The sequence below is a fragment of the Tepidiphilus sp. HLB4 genome (assembly GCF_054823945.1).
In genome coordinates this window covers 17,985-44,836 of record NZ_JSYB01000020.1, presented here as the reverse complement: position 1 = coordinate 44,836, position 26,852 = coordinate 17,985, and the positions used below count along the sequence as shown (strand labels likewise).

Below are 26,852 nucleotides of genomic sequence, written 5' to 3'. Positions count from 1 at the left end.
GCCGCTCTATCTGGGTGGCCTTTTTCTTTTGCCTCAAGAAAAAGAAAAGCGCCTCTTACGGGCGCCGTAATTCGTCTCCTCCCACGAGGCGGGCGGTCTCGAGGCCGCCCGTCCTTCTTCTCCTCTTAGCCTTTCAACTGCTCCAGGATCGCCGGGTTCTCCAGCGTGGACGTATCCTGCGTGATCTCCTCGCCTTTGGCAAGCTGGCGCAGCAGCCGACGCATGATCTTGCCCGAGCGGGTCTTGGGCAGGTTTTCGCCGAAGCGGATCTCCTTGGGCTTGGCGATGGGGCCGATCTCCTTGGCCACCCAGTCCTGCAGTTCCTTGATGAGGCGCTTGGCCTCTTCGCCCTGAGGCCGCGAGCGTTTGAGCACCACGAAGGCCACGATCGCCTCGCCGGTAATATCATCGGGACGGCCGACCACGGCCGCTTCCGCCACCAGCTCGTGCGCCACGAGAGCCGATTCGATCTCCATCGTGCCCAGACGGTGGCCGGAGACGTTGAGCACGTCGTCGATGCGCCCGGTGATGGTGAAGTAGCCCGTCTCGGGATCGCGAATCGCCCCGTCGCCGGCCAGATAGAGTTTCCCTTTGAAATCTTCGGGGAAATAGGATTTCTTGAACCGCTCCGGATCGCCCCAGATCGTGCGAATCATCGACGGCCAGGGTTTTTTGATGACGAGGAACCCGCCATGCCCCCAGGGAAGCTCGGTACCGGTCTCATCGACCACCGCCGCCATGATGCCGGGGAAAGGCAGCGTACAGGAGCCGGGCACGAGCGGCGTGGCGCCGGGCAGCGGCGTGATCATGTGCGCCCCGGTCTCGGTCTGCCACCAGGTATCGACGATGGGGCAGCGTCCATGGCCCACTTCGTTGTAATACCACTCCCAGGCCGCCGGGTTGATCGGCTCGCCCACCGAGCCGAGGATACGCAGGCTGGAGAGGTCGAAATTGCGTGGATGCACTTCGGGCGTCGCCTCGCTCGCCTTGATGAGGGCGCGGATCGCCGTGGGCGCGGTATAGAAGATGCTGACCTTGTGCGCCTCGATCATGCGCCAGAAGCGGCTCGCGTCGGGATAAGTCGGTACGCCTTCGAACACCACCTGCGTCGCGCCCACCGCCAGCGGCCCATAGGCGACGTAGCTGTGCCCGGTGATCCAGCCGATGTCGGCCGTACACCAGAAGACGTCGGTCGGCTTGATGTCGAAGGTCCACTTCATGGTCAGCGCGACCTGGGTGAGATAGCCGCCGGTGGAGTGCTGCACGCCTTTGGGCTTGCCGGTGGAACCCGAGGTGTAGAGAAGGAAGAGCGGGTGCTCGGCTTCGACCCACTCCGGTTCGCACTCCTCGCTCTGGCTGGCGATCACCTCACTCCACCACAGGTCACGTTCCGGATGCCATTCGATGTCCATGCCGGTGCGCTTGTTGACGATCACGTGGCGCACCGATTCGCAACCGCCCATGGCAAACGCCTCTTCGACGATGGCCTTCAACGGCAAGGCCTTGCCACCGCGGAACTGACCGTCGGACGTGACCACCACCGTGGCGCCAGTGTCCTGGATGCGGTCGCGCAGCGCCAGAGCGGAAAAGCCGCCGAAGACCACCGAGTGCGTCGCCCCGATGCGCGCGCACGCCTGCATGGCCACCACGCCTTCGATGCCCATGGGCAGATAGATGAGGACCCGGTCGCCCTTCTTCACGCCGAGCGACTTGAGCGCATTGGCGAACTGGCCCACCCGCGCGAGCAGCTCGCGGTACGTGACTTTGGTGACCTTGCCGTCGTCGGCCTCGAAGATGATGGCCACCTTGTCGCCCAGCCCGGCGGCCACGTGCCGGTCGAGACAGTTGTAGGAGGCATTGAGCACCCCGTCGGCGAACCATTTGTAGAACGGAGCGTTGGACTCGTCGAGCACCTGGGTGAAGGGTTTCTTCCAGTCGAGGAGCGTGCGGGCGTGGTTCGCCCAGTAGCCTTCGTAATCTTTTTCCGCCTCGGCCACGAGCCGCTTATAGTGATCCATCCCCGAGACGGCGGCGTTCTTGACGAGTTCTTCTGGCGGATAGTACATTTTCTGAGCCATGGATGTTTCCTCCCTCTGCGTGATTTCGTCCGAACGGGCGGCGCAGCCGCCGACCTCTGACATTTTGAATTGAAACGCTTATATCTTACATCAGACTTACTACGGCACCGGTCTCGTACCCTCTGGCCGGCGATGCCCTCTGTTAGAATAGCGCCCTCTGCGAGGAATCCTGCGATGACTACCATCCGTGAAGAAGACCTGATCGAATCGATCGCCGACGCATTCCAGTACATCAGCTACTATCACCCGCTCGATTACATCAAGGCGCTCGCCAAGGCCTACGAGCGCGAGCAAAGCCCTGCGGCGAAAGACGCCATCGCCCAGATCCTCACCAACTCCCGCATGGCCGCCGAGGGGCACCGCCCGATCTGCCAGGACACGGGCATCGCCACGGTTTTCCTCGAGATCGGCCAGGACGTGCGTTTCGACACGCGCCGCAGCCTGCAGGAACTCATCGACGAGGGCGTGCGCCGCGCCTACACCAACCCGGACAACCCCCTGCGCGCTTCGGTCCTGCGCGACCCGGCCGGCAAGCGGCAGAATACCCGCGACAACACCCCGGCCGTGGTCCACGTCGAGCTCGTACCCGGCAACAAAGTGGAGGTGATCTGCGCGGCCAAGGGCGGCGGCTCGGAGAACAAGGCCAAGATGGCCATGCTCAACCCGTCGGACTCCCTCGTCGACTGGGTGCTCAAGACCGTGCCCACCATGGGAGCGGGCTGGTGTCCGCCCGGCATCCTCGGCATCGGCATCGGCGGCACCCCGGAAAAAGCCATGCTGCTCGCCAAGAAATCCCTCATGGCTCCCGTCGACATCCACGAGCTGCAGGCCCGCGCCGAGCGCGGCGAGGAGCTCAGTACCGCCGAACGGCTGCGGCTCGAACTCTACGACAAGGTCAACGCGCTCGGCATCGGCGCCCAGGGGCTGGGTGGCCTCACTACGGTGCTCGACGTGAAAGTGCTCGACTACCCCACCCACGCCGCGAGCCTGCCGGTGGCCATGATTCCCAACTGCGCCGCCACCCGCCACGTGCACTTCACCCTCGACGGCAGCGGCCCGGCCCGGCTCGAACCGCCGCGCCTCGAAGACTGGCCGCAGGTCACCTGGACGCCCGACACCGAGAAAGCCAAGCGGGTAAATCTCGACACCCTCACGCGCGAGGAAGTCGCCTCCTGGAAGGCCGGCGACATCCTGCTGCTGAACGGCAAGCTCCTCACCGGGCGGGATGCCGCGCACAAGCGCATCGCCGACATGATCGCCCGCGGCGAGCCGCTCCCCGTCGATTTCACCAACCGGGTCATCTACTACGTCGGCCCGGTCGATCCGGTGCGCGACGAAGTCGTCGGCCCCGCCGGCCCCACCACCGCCACGCGCATGGACAAATTCACCCGCCTCATGCTGGAAAAGACCGGACTCATCGCCATGGTCGGCAAGGCCGAGCGCGGCCCCGAAGCCGTGGCGGCGATCCGCGACCACCGCGCCGCCTACCTCATGGCCGTGGGCGGAGCCGCCTATCTGGTGGCCAAGGCGATCAAGGCAGCGCGCGTCGTCGCCTTCGAGGATCTGGGCATGGAGGCGATCTACGAATTCGAGGTGCGCGACATGCCGGTGACGGTGGCCGTCGATAGCCAAGGCAACAACGTGCATGAAACCGGCCCGCGCGAGTGGCGCATCAAGATCGGCAAGATCCCCGTCACCTCCTAAGCCCTCTCCTCCGCACGAGGGAACGGTATAATCTTTCCGTCCGCTCCGGAGCGATTCCGGAGCCGGACGCGGCAGCGCCGGCATAGCTCAGCTGGTAGAGCACCCGCCTTGTAAGCGGAAGGTCGTCCGTTCGAATCGGACTGCCGGCATTCTCCCCGCTCCCGATCTCGCGCCCATCCCAAGGAAGGCTCCATGCGTTTCGTCCGCCGGTTGTGCGGCCTCTTGATCTTCTGCCTCGTCGGTGCGCTCGTCCCCGCCTTTGCCGCCGAGACCAGCGACGACCCGATCCAGTCGGGCCTTGCCCTGATTCAAGATGCGCTGCAGCGCAATGCGCTACCGCCCGACACCTCCGCCGCGCTCAAGCAATTGCTCGACCGCATCCAGGAAGCGCAAAGCCGCCGACAGCAAGCCGAGATTCGCGCCGCGCTCGCCGAAAAGCTCATCGAGCAGACGCAGCGCGAACTGCAGCAGCTCGCCGCCAGCCGCCCCAGCGAGTTTGCCGATCTGCGGGTCAGCGACAGCCTGGCACCGAGCGAGCGCGCCGAGCGCCTGCGCCGCATCCTCGAGGAAGAACGGACGCGACGCCAGACGCAGGAAGCTTTGCGCGCCCAGCTCTCCGACCTCGAACAACCCAAGGAGCGCGGCGATGCTGCTGTCGCCCCCCCTCCGCCCGCCCCCCTGCCTACCCTTCCCAGCAACGATCCCCTGGTACAGCAAGCCCTCACACTCGCCACCTTGGTCACAAGCCAGGCTCAAGAAGCCGAACGGCGCGCCGCCTTGCTCGAGAGCCGTCTTGCCGCGAGCACGCGGGTGCTGCTGTCGCGCCGCATCGAGCGGCTCGACGTCGAACTGGCCCGCCTGCGGCAGCTGCGCGAAGCGGTGGAAAAGAGCACGACGGCCGAAGTCAGCCAGGAAACGAGCCAGGTCAATGCCGAAGCGATCGACCCGAGACTTGCCCGGGTGGAGGCGACCAACCGGGAATGGGAAGCGCGCTTGCAGACCCTGCGCCATCGCCTGCAGAGCGTGCGCGAACGCCAATCGCAGCTGCAGCGTGAAACGCAGGAGCGGTGGGAAACGCTCGAATCCCTGAAAAAGCGCATCGCCCAACAGGGCCTGAGTCCAGCCGTGGGCAACCTCCTCCTCGAATACCGCAGCCGCCTCCCTTCCCCGTCCGAATTGAGCCAGGAGCTCAACAAGGTCCGCGGCATGCTCGAAGAAGTCCAACTGCTCGAGCTCGAGCTACGCCAGGCCAAGCGCCTCATTGCCGATCCCCGCGAGCGGGCGCGCCAGGTCCTGGGGCAGTCCGACCCGGCCGGAGCCGACGGCAACCTGGAAAATGCCATCGTCGAAGCCCTGGCCGTGCGCTCCCTCACGCTGGAGACGATCGACGCCCTGCGCCCGGCCCTGCTCGCGGCGCTCAGCGACCTGGAATCGGTGCTCCTGCGCGATCTGGACGTCGTCGAAGAGTTCTCCTCCTTCATCGACCAGCACCTCATGTGGGTGGCCACCACCCGCACGCTGTGGCGCGACCCCATGCCCGAGCTCCTCGCCGTCGGCACGGGCACGCTCACCCTTTTCCAGAGCTTTGCCGATCCTGGCTCATGGCGCCTCGCCCTCACCCAGTCCCCGCCGATGACATGGTTGGCCGCCGTGCTGGGCGTCTGCCTGCTCCTCGCACGCCCCCGGCTGGCCCGGCTCATCGGTCGCCACCTCGCCGCCGGCGAGCGCGATCCGCACCACGCCGGCTTGCTCGATACCTTGCTGCTGCTTTTCCTGGAAGCCATCCAAGCCCTTCCCTTCCCGCTCATCGCCTACGGCTGCGGCACGATGATTCTCGCCGGGGATGCGTTCGCCGAAAATTTCCGCGCCATCGGCACCGCCTTGGTGCGCATCGCGCCTTTCGGCTGGAACGTCGCCTTCTGGCAGCGCGTCTTCGCGCCGGGCACGGGGATTGCCGCCACCCGGTTTCATTGGCCGCCCTCCATCCTCAAGCGCCTGAGGCACACGCTGCGGGGGTTCGCCTGGGGCGTGCTGCCCTTGGGCTTTCTCGCCGTCTATCTCAACGAGGCCCAGCTGGATGCCCCCTTTACCGACCTGGGGCGCACGCCTTTCGTCGTCTCCATGTTGCTGCTGGCCTTGCTCCTGTGGCGCATCTTCCGGCCGCGGAGAGGGCTCCTCGCCATCGCCCAGCAGCCGCCCTGGCTGCGCCTGACGGCGGCCATCGGCGGCCCCGGCCTGCCCCTGGTGAGCGCGCTGCTCGCCGGAGCCGGCTATTTCTACGCGGCGGCGGCCCTCGTCGGCCGGTTCATGTCCACTCTTTGGGTGCTGCTCGCCTTCGCCCTGCTGCAGCATGCCGCACGCGATTTCTTCCTGCACCGCTTCGACCGGCAGCGCGAAAGCCTCGAAGAAGGAAACACAGGCGAGGATGCGCGCATCGATTCTTCCGAACGCCAGACGCTGACCCTGCTCAACCTCGCGCTCATCCTTGGACTCGCCTTCGTGCTCTTCGAGCTTTGGTCGTCGCTGCTGCCCGCCACCCGCATCCTCGACGAATGGGTGCTGTGGCGCTACACGGAGACGCTGGGCAACGAGACGGTAACGCTGCAAGTCACCTTCGCCGACCTCCTCATCGCCATGATCGGCTTTGCGGTGATGTGGGTGGCGGCGCGCAACCTTCCCGGTCTGCTCGAATTGGCGCTGCAGCGCACCTCGCGGTTGGATGCGGGCAGCAAGTATGCCTTGGTGACGCTGCTGCGCTACGCCATCTTCACCATCGGCTCGGTGCTCATCCTGGGCGAACTCGGTATGCCGTGGTCGAAACTGCAGTGGCTGCTGGCCGCCCTGAGCGTGGGGTTGGGTTTCGGCCTGCAGGAGATCGTGGCCAACTTCGTCTCCGGCCTCATCATCCTCTTCGAGCGACCGGTGCGCGTGGGCGACCAGGTCACCATCGGCAACGAGACCGGCACCGTGCGGCGGCTTACCATCCGCGCCACGGTGATCGAGGATTTCGACCGGCGCGAGATCCTCGTACCGAACAAGAAACTCATCACCGAGCAGGTGACCAACTGGACGCTGAGCAACTCGCTGTCGCGCATCTTCGTCACTATCGGCGTGGCCTACGGCACCGACCCCGAGCACGTCGAAGCGCTATTGCTCGAAGCCGTCAAGGCCACGCCGGGCGTGCTCTCCGATCCGGCGCCCAGCGTGGTCTTCGCCCGTTTCGGCGAGAGTTCGCTGGATTTCGAGGTGCGGGCCATCGTGGCCGACGTCAATCAACGCCTGAGCATCCTCGGCCGCTTGAACCATGAAATCGACCGGATCTTCAAAGCGAACGGCATCGAGATCCCCTTCCCGCAGCGCGACCTGCACATCCGCGACATCGCCTGGCCGGCCGCGGCGGCTGTCCCTGCCGCGCAGGGTGCGCCTCAGCCGCCCGCGGCTTGAGCCAGACGCCGACGCACCGTCTCATAGAGGCACACGCCGGCAGCCACCGACACGTTCAGGCTCTCGACGGCGCCGAGCATGGGGATATGTACGAGCTCGTCGCACAGCTCGCGCGTGAGCCGCCGCAGGCCCTCCCCCTCGGCACCGAGCACCCAGGCTACGGATCCAGCAAGGTCGCACTCGTAGAGCGATTTCTGCGCCTCGCCCGCCGCGCCCACTACCCACACGCCCGCCTCCTTGAGCGTGCGTAGCGCCCGCGCCAGGTTCGTCACCGTCACGTAGGGGACGGTATCCGCCGCGCCGCTCGCGACCTTGACCGCTGCGGCACTCAAACCCGCGGCGCGGTCCTTGGGCGCGATCACCGCATCCACGCCGGCCCCATCGGCCACGCGCAGGCAGGCCCCCAGGTTGTGCGGATCCTGCACCCCGTCGAGCACGAGGAAGAGCGCCGGCCGGTTCGCATCGAGCGCATCGAGCACTTCTTCGAGCAAATGCGTCCGCGCCGCCGCGGCGACGAAGGCGACCACCCCCTGATGCCGCCCTGAGCCGGCGATCGCGTCGAGCCGGGCGGAGTCTGCAGGCACGACGCGCACGCCGGCCAACTGCGCGCGTTCGAGCAGCGAGCGCATGCGCGCATCCTGCCGCTGCCGATCGACGTAGAGCTCGGCGACGTCCTCGGGACGATGGCGCAGCAGCGCCGTGACCGCATGAAACCCCGGCACGGTGCGCCGTTGTCTGGTTTCTTCCTTCATCGCTTGCCCTTGGCGCGGCGCGTGCGCTCGGTCTTGCCCTCGCGCCGGGTCGGTGCCGGGCTGAGGTTCTCCAGGAGATGGAAATCGATCTTGCGCGTGGCCAGATCGACCCGCACCACCTGCACCTTCACCCGATCGGCCAGGCGGTGGCGCACGCCGCTACGCTCACCCACCAGGGCGTGCGCGCGCTCGTCGAAGTGGAAATAATCGTCGCCCAGATCCGAGATGTGCACCAGCCCTTCCACGAAGAGCTCGTCGAGCGTGACGAAGAGGCCGAAGGGCACCACCGCCGTGACCACGCCGGTGTAGACCTCGCCCACCTTGTCCTGCATGAAGTAGCACTTGAGCCAGCCGATGACTTCGCGCGTGGCCTCGTCGGCGCGCCGCTCCGTCATCGAGCAGTGCTCGCCGATCGCCTTCCAGTCGCCGGGCTCGTAGCGCGTACCGGCGAGCACCGCCTTGATGCAGCGGTGCACCAGCAGGTCGGGATAGCGGCGGATGGGGGAGGTGAAATGCGCGTACGCCTCGTAGGCGAGCCCGAAGTGGCCGCGATTTTCTGGCGTATACACGGCCTGCTTGAGCGAGCGCAGCATCACCATCTGCAGCAGGGGCGCATCGGGGCGCTGCTGGATCTGCTCCAGCACCTTGGCGTAATCCTTCGGGGAGGGCTCGTCGCCGCCGGGCAGCTCGATGCCGAACCCGGCGAGGAACTCGCGCAGCGCCGCGACTTTCTCCGGCGCCGGTGGCTCATGCACGCGGTAGAGCGTGGGATGTTCGTGTTCGGCAAGGAACTCGGAGGCGCAGACGTTGGCTGCCAGCATGCATTCTTCGATGAGGCGGTGCGCGTCGGTGCGCACCTCGGGCACGATGCGCGCGATCTTGCCGTTCTCGTCGAACTCAATGCGCGTCTCCACCGTCTCGAAGTCGATCGCCCCACGCTGGCGCCGCGCTTTCAAAAGCGCCCGGAAAACGGCGTCGAGATGCTGCAGGTGCGGCAGGAGCTCGGCAAGCTTCGTCCGGGCCTCTTCCTTGCCCTCATAGAGGGCGGCGGCGACCTCGGTGTAGGTGAGGCGGGCGTGGGAATTCATCACTGCCGGGTAGAAACGGTAGCGCTGCACCTTGCCCGAGGCGCTCACGATCATGTCGCAGGCCATGCACAGCCGATCTTCGTGCGGCACGAGCGAGCACAGGCCGTTGCTCAGCTTCTCCGGCAGCATGGGAATGACCCGGCGCGGAAAATAGACCGAGTTGCCGCGATTGAAGCCCTCGGCATCGAGCGCCGAGCCGGGGTGCACATAGTGGGACACGTCGGCGATCGCCACGATCAGCCGGAACCCTTTGCCCTGCGGTTCGCAATAGACGGCGTCGTCGAAATCCTTGGCCGTCTCGCCGTCGATGGTCACGAGAGGCAATTCGCGCAGGTCCACCCGCCCGGCGAGGTCCTTGCGCCGCACCGCGTCGGGCAGGCGGCGCGCTTCCTCTCGCACCTCGGACGGCCATTCGAACGGCAGGTCGAACTTGCGCAGCGCGATCTCGATCTCCATGCCGGGATCGTCGTAGTCGCCCAGCACCTCGACGATGCGCCCGATCGGCTGGGCGTACTTCGTGGGCTGCTCGACGAGCTCGACCACCACCACCTGCCCCGGTTTGACCTTCTTGCCGCCGGGGGCGACGAGGATGTCCTGGGCGATGCGCTTGTCCTCGGGCACCACCAGGGTGACGCCGTGCTCGACGAGTACGCGTCCGACCACTTTCTGGTTGGCGCGTTCGAGCACCTCCACGATCTTGCCTTCGGGCCGGCCGCGGCGGTCGGTGCCGGCGATGCGCACGATCACCCGGTCGCCGTGCAGTACCTGGCGCATTTCCTTGGGCCCGAGGAAGATGTCCTCGCCGCCGTCGTCGCGGATCACGAAACCGAAGCCGTCGGGATGCCCCTGCACACGGCCGCGGATGAGGTCGGCCTTCTCCGGCAGGAGATAGGCGCCGCGGCGGTTGCGCAGGATCTGGCCATCGCGCTCCATCGCCTTCAGGCGCCGCTCGAAGAGCTCGTACTCCTGCGGGGAGATGTCGAGCGCCTCCACGAGTTCGCTCCAAGGCATGGGACGGCCTGCCTCGGCAAGCACCTGGAGGACGTATTCCCGACTGGGCAAAGGATGCCCGTACTTGGCCGCCTCGCGGGCAAAGAAAGGATCCTGGCGGCGGCGCTCGCTCAGCTGCGCCGCTGCGGCGGACACCGTCTCCGGCGCTGGTTCCAAAGGCAGTGCCTGGGCCGGCGCCGGCGTATCCGGCACCCGCGCAGACAGCAAGGCCGACTTGCGGCGCCGTACGGAAGAAGAAGGCGTTTCAGAAGCGGAATTTTTCTTGGGGGTTTTCGTCATCGAGATTCAGTAGTCCTTGCATCGTAGCGACGCGCCATCGGCCGAAATGGCGTTGACAACGCGCGCCGCGTGCTTATAATAACGCATCTCGTCGCCCAGATGGCGGAATTGGTAGACGCGCTGGTTTCAGGTACCAGTGCCGCAAGGCGTGGAGGTTCGAGTCCTCTTCTGGGCACCACGAGAGCATATCCCCGCAAAGGGGTCAAGCGTTCGTCCCAGAACGCCGCTGTTCGCTCCAGCACGTTTCCCCCCCCTGCTTCAGCCTGATCGGGGCGCGCTTCGACGCCGCTGCCACCACGCCAAGGCCAGCATCGCCGCCCACGCCGGCAGGAAGAGCCACTCCTTGGCCGGCCGATCGGGGTTGGGCAGCTCCAGATGCGAAACGACCAACCCCGGCTCCAGGCCTAGTTTCGCGGCCACGGAAGCGAAATCCACCCCCACGATCTGCCACTCATCCCCCAGAGGCATCGCGTGCACCCCGGCCGCGCGCAGGCGCTCGCGGGCGTTGTCGGTCGGCTCGCCCAGCGGCAGGAGCACGCCGCGGCGCACCTCGTCGCCTTGCAGATTCGTCCCTTCCACGAACAGGCGCAGCGGCGCGCCGGCGGGCAGGGAGGCGAGCACCGTTTCGAGCTCGGCGGCAGGCACTTCGGTGTACGGCGGCACGATGCGGTCCATCCAGAACCCGGGGCGCAACAAGGTAAATGCCACCAGCAGGAGCACTCCGGCCTCCCACCAGCGATTGCGCGCGAAAAACCACCCTTGCAGCGCCGCCACGAAAGCCATCATCGCCGTCACGCCAGCCGCCACCGTCAGCACCAGCCCGCCCCATCCCTGCACGCCGATCAAGAGCAACTGCGTGTTGAAGAGGAACATGAACGGCAAAATGGCCGTGCGGATGGAATAGAAGAAAGCCTGCACCCCCACGGCGATGGGATCGGTGCGCGCGATGCCGGCCGCGGCATACGAGGCCAGTCCGACGGGCGGAGTCACGTCGGCCATCAATCCGAAATAGAACACGAACATGTGCACGGCGATGAGCGGCACCACCAGCCCGTTTTGCCCACCCACCTGCACCACCACCGGCGCCATCAGAGTCGACACCACGATGTAGTTAGCCGTGGTGGGCAGCCCCATCCCCAAGACCACGCAGATGAAGGCCACCAGCAGCAACAACAAGAGCAGGTTGCCGCCGGCGAGCATCTCGATCACCTCGGTGAGCACCAGACCGATGCCGGTGAGGGTCACCGTACCCACGATGATGCCGGCCGTGGCCGTGGCGATGGCGATCGGCACCATGTTGCGTGCCCCACCGACCAGCGCAGCCCAAAGATCGCGCAGCCCTTCGACTGCGGCCGCCCCCAGTCGGCCCTCGGCGCGAAAGAAGGCATAGAGCGGGCGCTGCGTCAGGAGGATGAAGACGAGGTAGGTGAGCGCCCAGAAGGCGGCCAGCCCTGGCGAGAGCCGCTCCACCATGAGGTTCCAGATGAGCACCGTCACCGGCAACAGGTAATGCAATCCGGCCGGGATGGTCTTGCGCGCCTCGGGCAGCTCGGTGATCTGCGCCTGCGGATCGTCGAAGGGCAGCGGCGGCATGCGGGCGGCCAGGCGCACCAGCGCGAGGTAGAGAAAGAACATCGCCCCCGAGACAATCCAGAAGGACGCCTGCGGCCACACCGCCTTGATCCAGCCCAGGCCCCACACCACCGCGCCGGCCAGGATCACGATTCCCGCAAAAGCCATGAGGGCACGCACCATGCGCTGCTGCCAGGGGGCGAGCGTGCGCGCCGGCAGCCCCTCGATGCCGTGGCGCACCGCCTCCAGGTGCACCATGTAGAAGAGGCCGAGGTAAGAGAGCACCGCCGGCAAGAAGGCATGCTTGAGCACTTCAGTGTAGGCAATGCCGACGTACTCAGTCATGAGGAAGACCGCCGCGCCCATCACCGGCGGCATGATCTGCCCATCGACCGAGGCGGCCACCTCCACCGCCGCGGCTTTCTTGGCCGGATAGCCCACCCGCTTCATCAGCGGGATGGTGAACGTGCCGGTGGTAACGACGTTGGCGATGGACGAGCCCGAGATGACCCCGGTGGCCGCCGAAGCCACCACCGCCGCCTTGGCCGGCCCGCCGCGGAATCGGCCCAACAGGGAGATGGCCGCGGCGATGAAGTAGCCTCCGGCGCCTGCCGTTTCCAGCATGGCGCCGAAGAGCACGAAGAGGAAGATGAAACTGGTCGACACCCCCAGGGCTACGCCGAACACCCCTTCGGTGGTGAGCCAGAAGTGGCTCATCCCCTTGGCAAGCGAAGCCCCCCGGTGCGCTATCGCATCCGGCATATAAGGTCCGAGAAAAACATAGCCGAGAAAGACGAGCGCGAGCACGGCCAATGGCCAACCCAGGGTGCGGCGCGTGGCCTCCAGCAACAACCCAAGGCCGACGAGGGCCGCGGCCAGATCCATCGACGTGGGCAAGCCCGGCCGCGTAGACAGCTCACGGTAGAAGAGCGCGATGTAGCCGGCGCAGGCCATGCCGGCCAGTCCCAAAGCCCAGTCGGGGAAGGAGATGCGATCGCGCGGCGAGCGCCTCGAGGCCGGATAGGCCAGAAAGGCCAGCGCCAGGGCGAAGGCGAGATGGATGGAGCGCGCCTCGGTGTCGTTGAAGATGCCGAACTCGAACCAAAAAGGCAGAGGCGAGGCATACCACAGCTGGAACAGCGACCATGCGAGCGCCAGCAAGGTGAGCACCCCGCCCTGCCAGCCCGCCGGCTGCCGCCGGCCGGTGTCGGCCTCGGCGACGAGCTCGCGCAGCGCCTCGTCCGGCAGCCCGGGCTCCTCCTTGCCGGGCCGCGGCCCACCCCCCTTGGTAGCCCGAGTCATGCTGCCGAGCTCCCGCTCAGAGCCAGCCTTTTTCGCGGTAGTACTTCAGCGCCCCCGGATGCAAAGGCGCCGACAGGCCATCCTTGACCATGTGCTGCGGATCGAGATGCCCGAAGGCCGGATGCAGTTTCTTGAACTCTTCGAAGTTATCGAACACCGTCTTCACCAGCGCATAGACCACCTCGTCGGGCACCTTGGCCGAGGTCACGAGCGTGGCGAGCACCCCGTACGTCGGCACGGGATCGGAGTGATTCGGATATACGCCGCCCGGAATTTCCACCTTGGCATAATAGGGCGACCCCGCCACGAGCTTGTCGACCGCCGGACCAGTGACGTGCGCCAGTTTCGCGCTGCAGGTGGCGATGGGATCCTGGATGTTGGCGCTGGGGTGCCCGACGACGAAGAAGAAGGCGTCGATCTTGTTGTCGCACAGCGCCGGGCCGTGCTCGTCCGGCTTGAGCTCCGAGACGAGGGAAAAATCGGAATACGACCACCCCAGGGTCTGGAGCAGCACGTCGACCGTGGCGCGCTGCCCCGAACCGGGGTTGCCGATGTTGACGCGCTTGCCCTTGATGGCCTCCAGCCCCTTCTTCGCATCGAGCTCGGGGCGTACCACCAGCGTGAGCGGCTCGGGGTGCAGCGAGAACACCGCGCGCAGCTCCTTGAATGGCCCGGCGTCCTTGAAGGAGCTCGTGCCGTTGTAGGCATGGTACTGCCAATCGGACTGTACCACCCCGAAATCGAGCTCGCCGGCCCGGATGGTGTTGACGTTATAGACCGAGCCGCCGGTGCTCTCGACCGAGCAGCGCAAGCCGTGTTGCGCCCGGTCCTTGTTCATCAAACGGCACACGGCGCCGCCGGCGGCATAGTACACCCCCGTGACCCCGCCAGTACCGATGGTGACGAACTTCTGCTGCGCCATGACCGTCGGCCCGGTCAGGGTGGCTAGACCCAGCGCCAGGACGGCGCCCATCGTCTTGATATATTTCATGGCGAACTCCTCCTGTATGGACGATCATCGTTTATCGAGTCTAGGGCAGGGGCGCGCGAAGCGCCAGTTCGGGAAAACCCGCATGGCCGCGCCTCGCCTCCATCCACCGGGTCAGCCGCCCTCCTCCCCTTCGAGCGGCAGCATGTTCGGATTGAGCAGGAAGCGCGCATCGGCAATGGTGTAATCCCGCTCGTGCACGATCACTGGATTGAGGTCGAGCTCGGAAATCTCGGGGTAGGCGCGCACGAAATCGGCCACCTGCAGCAGCAGATCCACCAGACGAGCCTCGTCGACGCGCGGCAGGCCCCGCACGCCGTGCAGCAGCTTGTGCCCGCGCAGCTGGCGCAGCATGGATTCGGCCTCGTCGCGCGTCAGCGGCACGGCGCGAAAGGCGACGTCGTTGAGCACCTCGACGAAGATTCCGCCCAGGCCGAACATCAGCACCGGCCCGAAGACCGGGTCGCGCACCATACCGATGATCACTTCCACCCCCCTGGCGGCCATGGGCGTGACGAGCACGCCGTAGAGATCCGCCTTGGGCGCATGGGCGCGGCAGGAGGCAAGCATGCCCTCATACGCCTCGAGCAGGGCCTCGCGTCCGCGCACGTCCAGGCGCACCCCGCCAGCCTCGCTCTTGTGCAGGATGTCGCGCGAGACGATCTTGAGCGCGAGCGGGCGATCCCCAAAGCGCGCGAGCACCGCGTCCACGTCCTCGGGCGAGCGCATGAGCAGCGTCTCATCCACCGCGATGCCATGCGCTGCCAAGGCCGCCCTGGCTTCGTGCTCATAAGGGTTGCGCCCCTCCTGGACTGCGCGCAGGAAGATCTCCCTCACCTCGGGCAGGGGATAAACCGCCCGCGCCGGCGGCGCGACGCAGCGGCGCAGATACTGCCCGCGCTCGGCCAGGGCCTGCAGCACCCGCACGGAATGCTCGATCGAGGTATATACCGGCACCCCCGCCTCGCGCAGCCGCCGCACCGCCGGCGGCTTGATGGGCGCGTAGAGGCTGTGCACCACCAAAGGCTTGCCCTGCCGTTTCAGCCGCCATTCGGCCAAGGTCTCGGCGCAACGCATCTCGTTGCCCATGAGCTGCTCGCCGAATCGAAAGGCATAACCACCAAACATGCCCACCAGCAGCAGTGCATCGACGTTGTCGTCCTGGGCGAGGATGGCCAGGCACTCGGCGAGGATGGAGGGATTGTCGTCGGATGCACCGGCCACGTCGATCGGGTTACGCAGCGAAGCCTGCGGCGGCAGGATGGCCGCCAGCCGCCGTAACGTGCCCTCTTGCAACGCGGCCAGCGACAGCCCGGCCTCCACCAGACGGTCGACGGCGATCGTGGCCTGCCCGCCGCCGTCGGAGAGCACCGCCACGCGCGCGCCCGGGGCGGCGTTCCACGCCGCCAGCCCCTCGGCCACGGGCAGGATCTCGTCGGATTGCTGCACCAGGCATACGCCGGCCTGGCGCAGCAGATCGACCGTCATGGCGTAGCTGCCCGCCAGCGCCCCGGTATGCGAGCGCGCCGCCACCTTGCCGGCCTCGGTGGCCCCGGACTTGTAGACCACCACCGGCTTGTGCCGCGACACGCCGCGGGCGATATCGAGGAAACGCTGCCCGGAGCGGAAGCCCTCGACGTACATCGTCACCACCCCGGTATGGGGCTCGCTGCCGAGGAAACGCAAGTAATCGTTGAACCCCAGGTCGGTCTGGTTGCCTGGCCCGACGTAGATGGAAAACCCCAGCTCCCCATGGTATTGCGCCTCCAGCACGAGCGAGAGCAGCATGTTGCCCGATTGCGAGATGAAGGCGACCTGCCCCGGACGAATGCCGCGCAAGCCCAGCAGATCGAGCCCGATGGTCAGGTTGAACATGCCCGAGGTGTTGGGGCCGATGACGCGCACCCCGTGGCGTTGCGCCGCTTCGAGCAAGGCCTCTTCCAGGCGCTCTCCTTCGGGGCCGCTTTCGCGAAACCCCCCGGCCACCACCACCACCCCTTTGATGCCCTTGCGCCCGCACTCGGCCACCAGGCCGGGAACGGTGGCCGCCGGGGTGCAGATCATCGCCAGATCGACCTCGCCCGGAATCTCGCTCACGCTGCGGTAGCAGCGCCGCCCCAGGATCATCTCCTCGCGCGGGTGAATGGGATGGATCGCCCCGCGATAGCCGGCCTCGATCAGCCCCTGCACGGCCTTGTAGCCGCGCTTGCCGGGCACGGCGGAGGCACCCACGATGGCCACCGCCCGGGGAAAGAACAGGGGAGCGAGCGGATCGGGGGAGATCTCGGCGGGAACGGCGGTCGGCATCTCCGGCTGATTCATCTATTCACCTTCCCCGAAACTTCGGCGCCCGTTTCTCGGCGAATGCCACCACCCCCTCGCGCCAATCCTCGGTGGTGGCCACGAACGTCATTCCTTCCAGCTCGGCGGCAAGCGCGGCCTCGAGCGAGTTGCCCGCGGCCAGCAACAGCGTGCGCTTGGCCAGTTCCATGGAGATGGGTGCCTTCTCGGCCAGGGTGCGCGCATACAGACGCGCGGCCTCGAGGAACCCCTCGTCGTCGAGGGCGCGGTTGGCCAGGCCCATGCGCTCGGCCTGCTCGCCGTCGATGCGCTCACCGAAGAAGAGCAGCTCGCGCGCCCGCGCCAGCCCCACCAGCCGCGGCAGCAGCCAGGTGACCCCACCGCCGAGGAAGTTGCCGATCGACAGCTCCGGGAAACCGATCTTGGCGCTTCTGCTCATCAAGAGGAAATCGGCCGCCAGCGCCATCTCGGCCCCGGCCCCGAGCGCGTAGCCATGCACCGCCGCCACCACGGGCTTGGACAGGTGCATGATGCGCCGGCACACCTCCTGCTCCCCTTCCAGATAGCGGCGCCGCTGATAGGGCGTGCGCTCGCCGCTGCCATGCGCTTTCAGGTCGGCCCCCACGCAAAACGCCCGCCCCTCGCCGCGCAGCAGCACCACCCGCACGGCCTCGTCTTCCTCGGCGCGGCGCAGCGCCTCGCGCAAAGCGGCATAGACCGCCTCATTGACCGCATTGAGCCGATGCGGGCGGTTGAAAGCGAGCTCGGCCAGCCCCGCCTGCACCGAGTAGCGGATCGGTGCCGCTTCTTGTCCGGATTCGCCCGTCTCTGCCATCTCGCCCTCCCCTTTGTATCGGGTTCAACGATCGCCGGGCACTCAGCCTGCAAACGTGACGATCAGTGACACTCCCGCCCAGCGATCGAGAATCATGATAGAACCAAACATCCGGCTCAGGCAAGCTTGAACTAAAATCTTTTTATGTCCGAAGACGAACGTCCCTCACCTCCACGCGCCGCGATGCCCCGGGGAGTGTCTTTCCCTCACCCCCACCATTGGCATCGCCTGCTGCGCCTGACGCTGTCTTTGCGCCGCTGGGAAGAGCAACTGCGCATGGTGCTTGCCGCCTGTCTCGTCGGCTTGCTCTCCGTCGGCTTCGCTCTGGCCGCGGAACGGGCCATCACCTATCATTCCTCCCTGCTCGCCGGCCGCCCCTGGCTTGGGCTGGTCCTCTCCCCCCTCGGGTTTGCGGCCATCGCCTGGATCACCCTGCGTTTCTTTCCCTTCGCCACCGGCAGCGGCATCCCCCAGTCGATCGCCGCCAGTCTGAGCACCGACGGACGGCTGCGCCGCACGCTGCTGTCGATCCCCATCGCCTTGGGCAAGATCGTGCTCACCACGCTCGGCCTGCTGTGCGGGGCTTCGATCGGCCGCGAAGGGCCCACGGTCCAGGTGGCCTCGTCGTTGATGTACGCCTTGGCCGGCAAACGCAAGCGGCGGCGTCTCGCCTCCAGCCAGGCCCTCATCGTCGCCGGCGGCGGCGCGGGAGTGGCGGCCGCGTTCAACACCCCCCTGGGGGGCATCCTCTTCGCGATCGAAGAGATGTCTCACCGCCGCGCCTTCCAGGCGAACGGGACGTTGCTGACCACCGTGATCTTCTCCGGCATCGTCTCCCTGCTCTTTCTTGGCAACTACACCTACTTCGGCCGCACCGACCTCGCCGTAGGCCTTGCCGACGGCTGGAAAGTCGTGCTCGCGACCGGCCTCGTCTGTGGCGTTCTCGGCAGCCTCTACGCCCGCGCGCTGGTGGCGCTGTCGCACCACGGACTTCCCGGGCGCGCCGGCCAGTTGGCTAGACGGCACCCGGTGGGCCTGGCGGCGCTGTGCGGCCTGGCCACCGCCGTGCTGGGGCTCGCCACCAGCGGGGACATCTACGGCACGGGCTACCAGCAGGTCAGATCGGCCCTGGAAGGCGAAGGCGTGCTGCCCTGGTATTTCTTCCTCGCCAAGATGGCGGCCATCACGCTGGCGTTCGTGAGCCGCATCCCGGGTGGCATGTTCGCACCGGCGCTCGCCGTGGGCGCCGGACTGGGCTCGCTCCTGGGTGCGGCGTTCCCGGGCCTGGCCCCGAACGTTTTCCTGGTTCTCGGCATGGTTGGCTTTCTTTCCGCCATGACCCAGACGCCGATCACCGCCTTCGTGATCGTGATGGAAATGACGGCGAACCACGAAGTGCTGCTGCCGCTCATGACCACCTCCCTCATCGCCTTCGCCGTCTCCCGCACCCTCGTGCGCACCCCGCTCTATCACGCCCTCGCGCGCGACGCGCTGCGCGCGGCGAGCGAACACCTCAAGCGGCAGAAACAAGCCCGCGGCGAGACGCCCGAAGCCTGAACCCGCCGCCCGCGCCCTTCGCCCTCGCCCATCGACGCAAGCAGGGCGAGAATACGCACAAATCGCAATAGATACTAATAACGCATATAGAAAACAGATCTTCGGGGAATGTCCTCGCCGGAAAAACCATGCCAAAAAAAGGTTGACCCCGCAGGGATCACGTGGTACGGTAAAAAAAACAAATATTACAAAAAGATCTATCGACACGTCTTCACATTGAAACATATCGTAATTCGTACCGTCGCAAAACGGATTAAATCCATTCATATTATGACTAAAACATCGACGTCGTTCGCCGATCCCCCCATGCAGGACGCGCTGACGTTCCGGGCGCCACGGCCGGAAGACGGGCCGCGCGTCACCCGGCTCATCGCCGATTGTCCACCGCTCGACCTCAACTCGGCCTATTGCAACCTGCTGCAATGCACGCATTTCGCTGGCACCTGCATCCTGGCCGAACGCCGGGGTGAGGCGGCGCTGCTCGGCTGGATCTCCGGTTACCTCATTCCCGAATCCCCCGACAAGCTATTCATCTGGCAGGTCGCCGTGGCCGAGTCGGCCAGAGGACAGGGGCTTGCCGGCAACATGCTCAAGCGGCTGCTCGCCAGGCCCAGCCTGCAGGGCGTGCGCTATCTCGTCACCACCATCACGCCAGACAACGACGCTTCCTGGGCGTTTTTTCGCGGCTTCGCCGCCCGGCACGGCTGCTCGATCGCCGAACGGCCGCTGTTCGAGAAAGAACGCCATTTCGCCGGCCGACACGAGACCGAATGGGAATTGACGATCGGCCCCCTGTCTGCCGTCCGCTCCATCCCTAAAGGAGAACAACGCCATGAGCAGACCTGAACCTTCCCGTACCCTGCCCGACCGCTCGATCTACGAGCGGCGCGAATCCCAGGTACGCAGTTACTGCCGCGCCATGCCGCGCCAGTTCGTCAAGGCCCTGGGGCCGTGGATGTACGACGAGCAGGGCGGCCGTTATCTCGACTTCCTGAGCGGCTGTTCCACGCTCAACTACGGCCACAACCATCCGGTGCTCAAGCAGGCGCTCATCGAGCACATTCAAAACGATGGCATCACCCACGGGCTCGATCTGCACACACGGGCCAAAGCCGAGTTCCTGCGCACCTTCGAAGAGCTGATTCTCGAACCGCGCGGGCTCGACTACGTGGTGATGTTTCCCGGGCCGACCGGCACCAATGCGGTCGAAGCCGCCCTCAAACTCGCGCGCAAGGTCACAGGACGCGACCTGGTGATCTCCTTCACCAACGGCTTCCACGGAATGACGTTGGGCTCGCTTGCTTGCACCGGCAACGCCGCCAAGCGCCATGGCGCCGGCGTGCCGCTCGACAATGTCGTGCACGAAGCCTACGACGGCTATTACGGCCCGGACGTCGATACCGCCGAGCTCCTCGAACGCCGCCTGTCCGACGGATCGAGCGGCCTCGACGCCCCGGCCGCCATCCTCGTGGAAACCGTGCAAGGCGAAGGCGGCTTGAACAGCGCCTCGGCTGCCTGGCTGCGCAAGATCGCCGACCTGGCCAAGCGTCACGGGGCACTGTTCATCGTCGATGACATCCAGGCCGGCTGCGGACGCACCGGCGGGTTCTTCAGTTTCGAAGAAGCCGGGGTCGAGCCCGACATCGTCACCCTGGCCAAATCGCTCTCCGGCCTGGGGCTGCCGCTGGCCGTCACGCTGATACGCCGCGAGCTCGACGTGTGGCAGCCGGGCGAGCACAATGGAACGTTCCGCGGCAACAACCACGCCTTCGTCACCGCCACGGCGGCGCTGCGCCACTTCTGGAGCGACGGGGAGTTCGTCGGCGAGCTCGCCCGGCGCGGCGAGTATCTGGCCGAGCGGCTCGAGCGCATGGCCGAGGCACACGGGCTCGAGACCCGCGGTCGCGGCATGATGCGCGGCATCGTCATGCCCAGCGGCGAGCTCGCGGTCAAAGTCACCGCGGCGTGCTTTGCGCGCGGGCTCATCATCGAGACGAGCGGGGCCGACGACGAAGTGGTCAAGGTGCTCGCCCCGCTCAACATCGACGACGAGATCTTCGCCCGCGGCCTGGATCTCGTCGAGGAATGCGTGGGCGAAGTCATGAGCAAGTCCGCCAAGACATCGATGGAGGTGGTCAAATGATCGTGCGTTCGCTCGACGAGCTGCGTGACGGCGAGCGTCACGTCAAATCCAAAGGCTGGGACAGCATCCGCCTGTTGTTGAAGAAAGATGGCATGGGATTTTCCTATCACGTCACCCGGCTCTACGCCGGGGAGACGCTGGAATTCCACTACCGCAACCATCTCGAGGCGGTGCTGGTGATCGAAGGCAGCGGCACCATCGAGGATCTGGCCACGGGACAGGTCCACGTGCTGCGCCCCGGCGTCATGTACGCCCTGAATGCGCACGACCGCCACCGCATTCACCCCACCACCGACATCGTCTGCGTGTGCGTCTTCAATCCGCCGGTCACCGGCACGGAAGTGCACGACGACACGGGCGCCTATCCGGCCGAACACGAGTACCTCGAGGCCCGCTGAGCGCCTCGCGTCACGCCCCTCGCGCTCCGCCCCCAAACGCGGGGCGCGAGACCGTTTGACGTCAGCAAACAACAGGAGGACGAAGCGCATGGAAGACCTCTACCCCTCTCGCCGTGCCGACACGGCCAGCATGACTCCGATCGAGGACCCCGTGCTGCATCGCCCCTGGTCGCCCCAGGCGCCGCTGACGGCCGGCCAGGCCGCCAGTTTCGAACACAACGGCTTCCTCGTCCTCGATAGGCTCTTCACCGAAGAAGAGGTGGCGCTGTTGCAGCAAGAGGCCAAGCGCCTGCGCAGCGAGCCGCAGGCGTTCGATCCCGAGACCCTCATCACCGAGCCGGGCAGCGACGAAGTGCGCTCCATTTTCGCCGTCCATCAGCAAGATCCCGTGCTGCAGCGCCTGGCCGCCGATCGGCGCCTGGCCGCAATCGCCGAGTTCCTGCTCGACGATCAGGTCTATATCCACCAATCGCGCCTCAACTACAAACCGGGTTTTCGCGGCAAGGAATTCTACTGGCACAGCGATTTCGAGACCTGGCACGTGGAAGACGGCATGCCGCGCATGCGAGCGGTATCGATCTCGGTCCTGCTCACCGAGAACGAGGCGATCAACGGAGCCCTCATGCTCATCCCCGGTTCGCACAAGACCTATGTCTCGTGCGTGGGCGAGACACCGCAGGAGCACTACCGCCAATCGCTGAAAAAACAGGAATACGGCGTGCCCGACGATGCCAACCTGAAGGCCCTGGTCGATCGCCACGGTATCGCCGTGGCCGCAGGTAAACCCGGCACGGTGCTGGTGTTTCACTGCAACGTGATGCACGGCTCGAACGGAAACATCACGCCGCAGCCGCGCTCCAACGTCTTCTTCGTATACAACGCCGTCTCGAACGCCTTGCGGGCGCCGTTTGGTCCGGAGCAGCCGCGCCCCTGGTTCCTCGGCACCAGGGAACCCCAGCCGATCCTGGCCCGAGTCGGGCTGCTGACCGAGACGTCGCGCCGCTGATTTTTGCCTTTTCCTGGCGGCCCGCCTATAGTGGTGATGGAGCCAAAACGACATCACCGAAGACAGGAGCCGTCGATGACCGAAAAAATCGATCTCTTCACCCCTATCGTCCTGGGGCCCTATACCCTGCCCAACCGCATCGCCATGGCGCCGATGACGCGCAACCGCGCCAGCGCCGATGGTGTTCCCACCGACATGATGGCGCGCTACTATGCCCAACGCGCCAGCGCCGGCCTCATCATCAGCGAAGGCGTGATCGTCTCCCCCGAGGGCTTCGCCTATCCCAACACCCCCGGTATCTTCACGCCGGCTCAGATCCAGGGATGGAAAGCAGTCACCGAGGCGGTGCACGCCCGCGGCGGGCGCATCTTCGCCCAGCTGTGGCACTGCGGCCGGGTGGCGCATCCCGAGGTCAACGGCGGCTTGCAGCCCATCGGCCCCTCCGCGATCGCCGCCCGCGGCGAGACCTACACCCCCAGCGGCAGCAAACCCTTCGTCACGCCGCATGCCATGAGCCTGCAAGAAATCGAAGAAACCGTCGAACGCTACGCCCAGGCGGCGCGAAACGCCAAGGCGGCCGGTTTCGACGGCGTGGAGATCCACGGCGCCAACGGGTACCTCATCGACCAGTTCCTGCGCGACGGCAGCAACCGTCGCACCGACGCCTACGGCGGCTCCATCGCCAACCGCGCCCGTTTCCTCATGGAGGTGACCGAGGCGGTGCTCGGCGTATGGGATCGCGGCTGCGTGGGCGTGCGCCTCTCGCCCCTGCAACCGTTCAACGACATGCGCGATTCCAACCCCGAAGCGACGTTTTCTTACGTCGTCAAGGCCTTGGGAGAATTCAAGCTCGGCTATCTGCATATCACCGAAATGGGTAAGGAGGCGCCAGGGGTGGCCGGCCCCGCCTTCGACCTGAAATTGCTACGCCCCCTGTGGCCGACCGTCTATATGACGAACGGTGGCTATACCTTCGAGACGGCCAATGCGGCGATCGCACGGGGCGAAGCCGACATGATCTCGTTCGGGCAACTCTTCATCGCCAATCCCGACCTGGTCGAGCGCTTGCGCCGCGGCGCACCGCTCAATACACCCGATCCTTCCACCTTCTATACGGGAGGCGAGAAGGGCTATCTCGACTATCCCGTACTCTATCCCTGACACGAAGAAGCCGCCCGCGGGCGGCTTCTTCATCGGGAAGTTCAACGCAGGGACACCCATTTCCCCGCGGACCTACCATATCTCAATACCGAGCGTCGAAAGGCTTTTTGTCCTTCGGCCAATCTTTTGCCTTGGCAGCGAAGTCCGGGCGCGGCATGTGGGAGAAATATTCAGCCACGTCGACGGCCTCCTGATCTGTCAGCCCGCCCTGTCCTAACGGGAAGTTGTCATGAAACGCAATGGGCATGTTGCGCTTGACGAAGGCAGCGGCCGTATAAGTGCGCGCCATTCCGGCGCCGATGTTGAAAGACTGATCGCCCCACAGCGGCGGATAGACCCATTGCCCCGCAGCGTTTTTGATCCCTTCGCCATCCTTACCGTGGCATAGCGCGCACTGATTTGCATAAATTTGCTCACCATTGGCCACATTGGGCACAAGCTTCGTGTCGATCTTGCCCACGCCACGGCCTTCTACCTTGTCTTCGGGTTTGGTCTCGCGTTTCATCCAGTCGAAGTAGGCGATCATGGCCTTCATTTCCTCGGAATCCACGGGCAAGGCTTTGCCGTTCATGGAGCGCAGGAAGCAACCGTTGATCCGATCAGCCAAGGTAATCACTCTGCCGGAACGCGGCGCATAGCTCGGGAAAAAGGCCGAGACGCCGACGTAGGGCGAACCGTCTGCCACCGTGCCAGCGTTCAGGTGGCAACTGGTGCAATTAAGCGCATTGCCCACATTGTGCGGCAGCAGATCGCGGGTTTCGAGGTTCAAGCGCGCACCCAGAATCAGTTGCTGCGCGTTGGGCTCCTTGAGCATGTCGGCCAGGCGCGGCGTTTCGAACTTGCGGTTGTCGATATTCTTGACTTCCAACTCCTTGCGCATCTCGGCCACCATGTCTGCCGTGATGGGCTTGGATTCGGGGTGCCCCCAGTGCTTGCGGACGAAGTTGCCAATCTCAGCAATTTCTGCGTCGCTCAAGCGCGAGAAAGAGGGCATGGTCAATACGCGCGCATAAGTTTTCGTCTGTGCCGTTTTCGCCCCCGTGAGCATGATGTGCATGAACGTCGCGGGATCATCTTGCTGTAGTGCCAGGTTGCCGTCAAGTGGCGGAAATACACCCGGCACGCCGGCGCCGTCGCTGCGATGGCAGTCGTTGCAGAACTGAAGATAACCCAGTCCTCCACGGCTCGTATAAAGATCAGCCGGCACCTTCGCTGCACTCGCTGTAGTGACCTGTTGGGCTGCAGGCGCAATGGTTAAAGCGGGGTTTTGCACCACTTGCATGGACTTGTCATATTCACTGGGTGGCAACGACTTGAGATAAATGCCGATGGCCAGCAGATCGTCGTCGGTGAGGTATTGTGTGCTGTGCTGCACCACGTCAACCATGTTGCCTGCGACGGCACCATGCCGATTTCGCCCGGTTTTGAGCATTTCGGCCGTTTCTTCCGGCGTCCACAAGCCGCGTAGGCTCAGGGCTCGCCAGTTTTCCACCGTTTCGCCAGCCAGGTAATAAACGCCCTTGGGGCCGGCTTCGGACATGGCTTTTTCTTGAAAACCTATACCCCGCGGCGTGTGACAGGCGCCGCAATGGCCCGCCCCTTGGACGATGTAAGCCCCGCGATTCCATTGGGCGCTTTGCTGCGGGTTGGGCTCGAAGGGCTTGTCTTCGAGAAATGCCCAGTTCCACAGGGTCAAGCCCCAGCGCTGGTTGAACGGAAACGACATGTCCGAAGGCAGATTGGCTTGTTCGATTGGCTTGACGCCTTTCATGAGGTAGGTGTAAAGCGCTTTGAGATCGTCCGTCGACATCTTGGCATACGACGGATAGGGCATTGCGGGATACAGGTTGTGGCCGTCTGCGGCAACGCCTTTGCGCATTACCCGCTCGAACTGCTCGAAGCTATAGCGCCCGATGCCGGTTTTTGGGTCGGGCGTGATGTTGGTCGAATACAGCTTTCCAAAAGGTGTGGTCAGTGCCAGTCCGCCCGCCAGAGGTTTGTTCTTGTCGCCCGTATGGCAAGCCACACAGTCGCCGAGGCGTGCGACGTAACGACCCTTATCGACCAAAGCCTTGGTTGCTTCATCAAGTCCATCTGCATAACTTGCAGGCAGGTCGTCGATCACCTGCGGAGCGGAAGCGTTGGGTGAGAGCGCTGTGCCGGGCAGCGGCATGGTCTGCGCTTGCTCCTGCGCGAACAGACTGCCATAACCGATAGCTCCCAATAACACGAGCGGGATGGCTCCGAGGTTTTTTTTCGAGGCAAAAGATATCAATAATTTAAGTATCTTTGTATTTCGAAGCACAGAGACGATATGCAGCACACCTGCATCCCTACTTGAGCCCTGGCGGATGGCTTTGGGTAGGATGATCTGTCCCTTGGATGTGACGGCAGCGACTTTGTGCAGGGTGGGCATACTGGCCTCCTGTAGATCTGTGTTGGTGGTTATGGCAAGGAATAATTTCGTCAAGGCGAGGTCCAGATACCCACAAGCGATGCCAATGCAGAGGCAAATTATACGCTTGGCGCACCCAGCTCGGCACACAAGCGAAAAACCCGCCTGAAGGCGGCTTTTTCGCTCATTCCGAAACGGGCAGAGCTACTGCTTGAGCCCCTCGGCCTTGATCGTCGCCTGCACGGCGGGGCGCTGCGCCATCTTCTCGACAAAGCGCGCCAAGGCTGGGAATTGCCCCAGATCGATCTGCACGAAGGCCGTCCAGCGCGCGCACACGTAGAGGTAGATATCGGCGACCGAAAATTCCTCTCCCAGCAGCCAGGGACGCTGCGCGAGCTGCCCATCCACCCACTGCAGGCGCTTGAGCAGGGTCTCTTTCGCCACCGCCTTCCACTCCTGGGGGCAGTTCGGCTTGAAGAGCGGCGAGAATCCTTTGTGGATCTCGGTGGAGATGAAGTTGAGCCATTCCACCAACCGCACCAGCCCCATCCCCTCTTTGGGACCAAGGGGCGTGCGCGCCAGATTCTGCACGATGTAGAGCAGGATCGCCGGCCCTTCGGTGAGGAGCGTCCCATCGTCGAGTTGCAGCGCCGGAACGTAGCCCTTGGGGTTGATGGCCAGATAATCGCTTCCGTCTGCAAGTTTCTTCGTGGCGAGATCCACCCGCACCAGCTCGGGCTCGATACCGGCCTCACGCAAGGCGATGTGGGGCGACAGGGAACAGGCACCGGGCGAGAAATACAGCTTCATCGAGTTCCTCCTTTTTCGTGGTTCGAAC

At 65.2% G+C, this 26,852-nt stretch carries 17 protein-coding genes and 2 tRNA genes; 10 read left to right on the top strand and 9 right to left on the bottom strand.

Annotated elements, in window-relative coordinates:
* Positions 1-125: 125 nt before the first annotated feature.
* A complete protein-coding gene (gene acs, locus OA56_RS05595; protein ID WP_461583948.1) occupies positions 126-2,078 on the bottom strand; it encodes an acetate--CoA ligase in 1,953 nt (650 codons plus the stop codon).
* Between the two features lie 174 nt (positions 2,079-2,252).
* Between acs and OA56_RS05590 the strand changes: the two genes are divergently transcribed.
* The 3 genes from OA56_RS05590 (at position 2,253) to OA56_RS05580 (ending at position 7,226) form a co-directional block, all read left to right on the top strand.
* On the top strand, positions 2,253-3,782 hold the full coding sequence (locus OA56_RS05590; RefSeq protein WP_141055200.1) for a fumarate hydratase: 1,530 nt from the start codon (positions 2,253-2,255) through the stop codon (positions 3,780-3,782).
* Between the two features lie 76 nt (positions 3,783-3,858).
* Positions 3,859-3,931: transfer RNA gene (locus OA56_RS05585), tRNA-Thr, on the top strand.
* Between the two features lie 43 nt (positions 3,932-3,974).
* Positions 3,975-7,226 (top strand): mechanosensitive ion channel domain-containing protein, encoded by a 3,252-nt coding sequence (locus tag OA56_RS05580; protein WP_141055195.1) that lies wholly within the window; start codon positions 3,975-3,977, stop codon positions 7,224-7,226.
* Here OA56_RS05580 and rlmB read toward each other — a convergent pair.
* Both rlmB and rnr read right to left on the bottom strand, forming a co-directional pair.
* Positions 7,208-7,978 carry a 23S rRNA (guanosine(2251)-2'-O)-methyltransferase RlmB gene (rlmB, locus tag OA56_RS05575; protein WP_055424296.1) on the bottom strand — a complete coding sequence of 257 codons (771 nt, stop codon included), beginning with the start codon at positions 7,976-7,978 and terminating at the stop codon, positions 7,208-7,210. The genes OA56_RS05580 and rlmB overlap by 19 nt on opposite strands.
* Entirely contained in the window at positions 7,975-10,356 is a 2,382-nt protein-coding gene (rnr, locus tag OA56_RS05570) for a ribonuclease R (protein WP_461583944.1), read from the bottom strand. Before rnr ends, rlmB begins: the two co-directional genes overlap by 4 nt.
* 93 nt (positions 10,357-10,449) lie before the next feature.
* Between rnr and OA56_RS05565 the strand changes: the two genes are divergently transcribed.
* Positions 10,450-10,534 (top strand) — tRNA-Leu (locus OA56_RS05565).
* 80 nt (positions 10,535-10,614) lie between these two features.
* Here the strand turns inward: OA56_RS05565 and OA56_RS05560 are convergent.
* From OA56_RS05560 to OA56_RS05545, 4 genes are all read right to left on the bottom strand, one after another.
* On the bottom strand, positions 10,615-13,230 hold the full coding sequence (locus OA56_RS05560; RefSeq protein ID WP_461583942.1) for a TRAP transporter permease: 2,616 nt from the start codon (positions 13,228-13,230) through the stop codon (positions 10,615-10,617).
* Between the two features lie 16 nt (positions 13,231-13,246).
* A complete protein-coding gene (locus OA56_RS05555; protein WP_461583977.1) occupies positions 13,247-14,203 on the bottom strand; it encodes a TAXI family TRAP transporter solute-binding subunit in 957 nt (318 codons plus the stop codon).
* Between the two features lie 129 nt (positions 14,204-14,332).
* Complete coding sequence (locus tag OA56_RS05550) at positions 14,333-16,540, bottom strand: acetate--CoA ligase family protein (RefSeq protein WP_461583940.1); 2,208 nt, start codon at positions 16,538-16,540, stop codon at positions 14,333-14,335.
* 4 nt (positions 16,541-16,544) lie between these two features.
* On the bottom strand, positions 16,545-17,354 hold the full coding sequence (locus OA56_RS05545) for an enoyl-CoA hydratase/isomerase family protein (protein ID WP_461583938.1): 810 nt from the start codon (positions 17,352-17,354) through the stop codon (positions 16,545-16,547).
* Positions 17,355-17,537: 183 nt separating this feature from the next.
* Here OA56_RS05545 and OA56_RS05540 point away from each other — a divergent pair, with 183 nt between their 5' ends.
* The 6 genes from OA56_RS05540 (at position 17,538) to OA56_RS05515 (ending at position 23,619) form a co-directional block, all read left to right on the top strand.
* Entirely contained in the window at positions 17,538-18,911 is a 1,374-nt protein-coding gene (locus OA56_RS05540; RefSeq protein ID WP_461583935.1) for a chloride channel protein, read from the top strand.
* Between the two features lie 306 nt (positions 18,912-19,217).
* The gene (gene ectA, locus OA56_RS05535) at positions 19,218-19,757 is read left to right on the top strand and encodes a diaminobutyrate acetyltransferase (RefSeq protein WP_461583933.1); all 540 of its coding nucleotides are present in this window, start codon (positions 19,218-19,220) and stop codon (positions 19,755-19,757) included.
* Positions 19,744-21,054, top strand: coding sequence for a diaminobutyrate--2-oxoglutarate transaminase (ectB, locus tag OA56_RS05530; RefSeq protein WP_461583929.1), 1,311 nt, complete (start codon positions 19,744-19,746; stop codon positions 21,052-21,054). Before ectA ends, ectB begins: the two co-directional genes overlap by 14 nt.
* On the top strand, positions 21,051-21,452 hold the full coding sequence (locus OA56_RS05525; RefSeq protein WP_461583927.1) for an ectoine synthase: 402 nt from the start codon (positions 21,051-21,053) through the stop codon (positions 21,450-21,452). Before ectB ends, OA56_RS05525 begins: the two co-directional genes overlap by 4 nt.
* 88 nt (positions 21,453-21,540) lie before the next feature.
* The gene (thpD, locus tag OA56_RS05520) at positions 21,541-22,458 is read left to right on the top strand and encodes an ectoine hydroxylase (protein ID WP_461583925.1); all 918 of its coding nucleotides are present in this window, start codon (positions 21,541-21,543) and stop codon (positions 22,456-22,458) included.
* A 75-nt stretch (positions 22,459-22,533) separates the two neighbouring features.
* Positions 22,534-23,619: an alkene reductase gene (locus OA56_RS05515; RefSeq protein WP_461583923.1), complete on the top strand. Its 1,086-nt coding sequence runs from the start codon at positions 22,534-22,536 to the stop codon at positions 23,617-23,619.
* 82 nt (positions 23,620-23,701) lie between these two features.
* On the opposite strand, the gene OA56_RS05510 is transcribed toward OA56_RS05515, so the two are convergent.
* Together OA56_RS05510 and gstA are read right to left on the bottom strand one after the other, a co-directional pair.
* The gene (locus OA56_RS05510; RefSeq protein ID WP_461583975.1) at positions 23,702-25,792 is read right to left on the bottom strand and encodes a c-type cytochrome; all 2,091 of its coding nucleotides are present in this window, start codon (positions 25,790-25,792) and stop codon (positions 23,702-23,704) included.
* Between the two features lie 426 nt (positions 25,793-26,218).
* Positions 26,219-26,824: a glutathione transferase GstA gene (gene gstA / locus OA56_RS05505; protein WP_141055186.1), complete on the bottom strand. Its 606-nt coding sequence runs from the start codon at positions 26,822-26,824 to the stop codon at positions 26,219-26,221.
* Between the last annotated feature and the right edge of the window lie 28 nt (positions 26,825-26,852).

Bases quoted from the DNA above. Each gene is read 5' to 3' on its own strand.
- OA56_RS05525 (WP_461583927.1), top strand. From the start codon at position 21,051: ATGATCGTGCGTTCGCTCGACGAGCTGCGTGACGGCGAGCGTCACGTC.
- OA56_RS05510 (WP_461583975.1), bottom strand. From the start codon at position 25,792: ATGCCGCTGCCCGGCACAGCGCTCTCACCCAACGCTTCCGCTCCGCAG.
- OA56_RS05545 (WP_461583938.1), bottom strand. From the start codon at position 17,354: ATGGCAGAGACGGGCGAATCCGGACAAGAAGCGGCACCGATCCGCTAC.
- OA56_RS05580 (WP_141055195.1), top strand. From the start codon at position 3,975: ATGCGTTTCGTCCGCCGGTTGTGCGGCCTCTTGATCTTCTGCCTCGTC.
- gstA (WP_141055186.1), bottom strand. From the start codon at position 26,824: ATGAAGCTGTATTTCTCGCCCGGTGCCTGTTCCCTGTCGCCCCACATC.
- rnr (WP_461583944.1), bottom strand. From the start codon at position 10,356: ATGACGAAAACCCCCAAGAAAAATTCCGCTTCTGAAACGCCTTCTTCT.
- OA56_RS05540 (WP_461583935.1), top strand. From the start codon at position 17,538: ATGCCCCGGGGAGTGTCTTTCCCTCACCCCCACCATTGGCATCGCCTG.
- OA56_RS05515 (WP_461583923.1), top strand. From the start codon at position 22,534: ATGACCGAAAAAATCGATCTCTTCACCCCTATCGTCCTGGGGCCCTAT.
- acs (WP_461583948.1), bottom strand. From the start codon at position 2,078: ATGGCTCAGAAAATGTACTATCCGCCAGAAGAACTCGTCAAGAACGCC.
- thpD (WP_461583925.1), top strand. From the start codon at position 21,541: ATGGAAGACCTCTACCCCTCTCGCCGTGCCGACACGGCCAGCATGACT.
- rlmB (WP_055424296.1), bottom strand. From the start codon at position 7,978: ATGAAGGAAGAAACCAGACAACGGCGCACCGTGCCGGGGTTTCATGCG.
- OA56_RS05550 (WP_461583940.1), bottom strand. From the start codon at position 16,540: ATGAATCAGCCGGAGATGCCGACCGCCGTTCCCGCCGAGATCTCCCCC.
- ectB (WP_461583929.1), top strand. From the start codon at position 19,744: ATGAGCAGACCTGAACCTTCCCGTACCCTGCCCGACCGCTCGATCTAC.
- OA56_RS05590 (WP_141055200.1), top strand. From the start codon at position 2,253: ATGACTACCATCCGTGAAGAAGACCTGATCGAATCGATCGCCGACGCA.
- ectA (WP_461583933.1), top strand. From the start codon at position 19,218: ATGCAGGACGCGCTGACGTTCCGGGCGCCACGGCCGGAAGACGGGCCG.
- OA56_RS05555 (WP_461583977.1), bottom strand. From the start codon at position 14,203: ATGGGCGCCGTCCTGGCGCTGGGTCTAGCCACCCTGACCGGGCCGACG.
- OA56_RS05560 (WP_461583942.1), bottom strand. From the start codon at position 13,230: ATGACTCGGGCTACCAAGGGGGGTGGGCCGCGGCCCGGCAAGGAGGAG.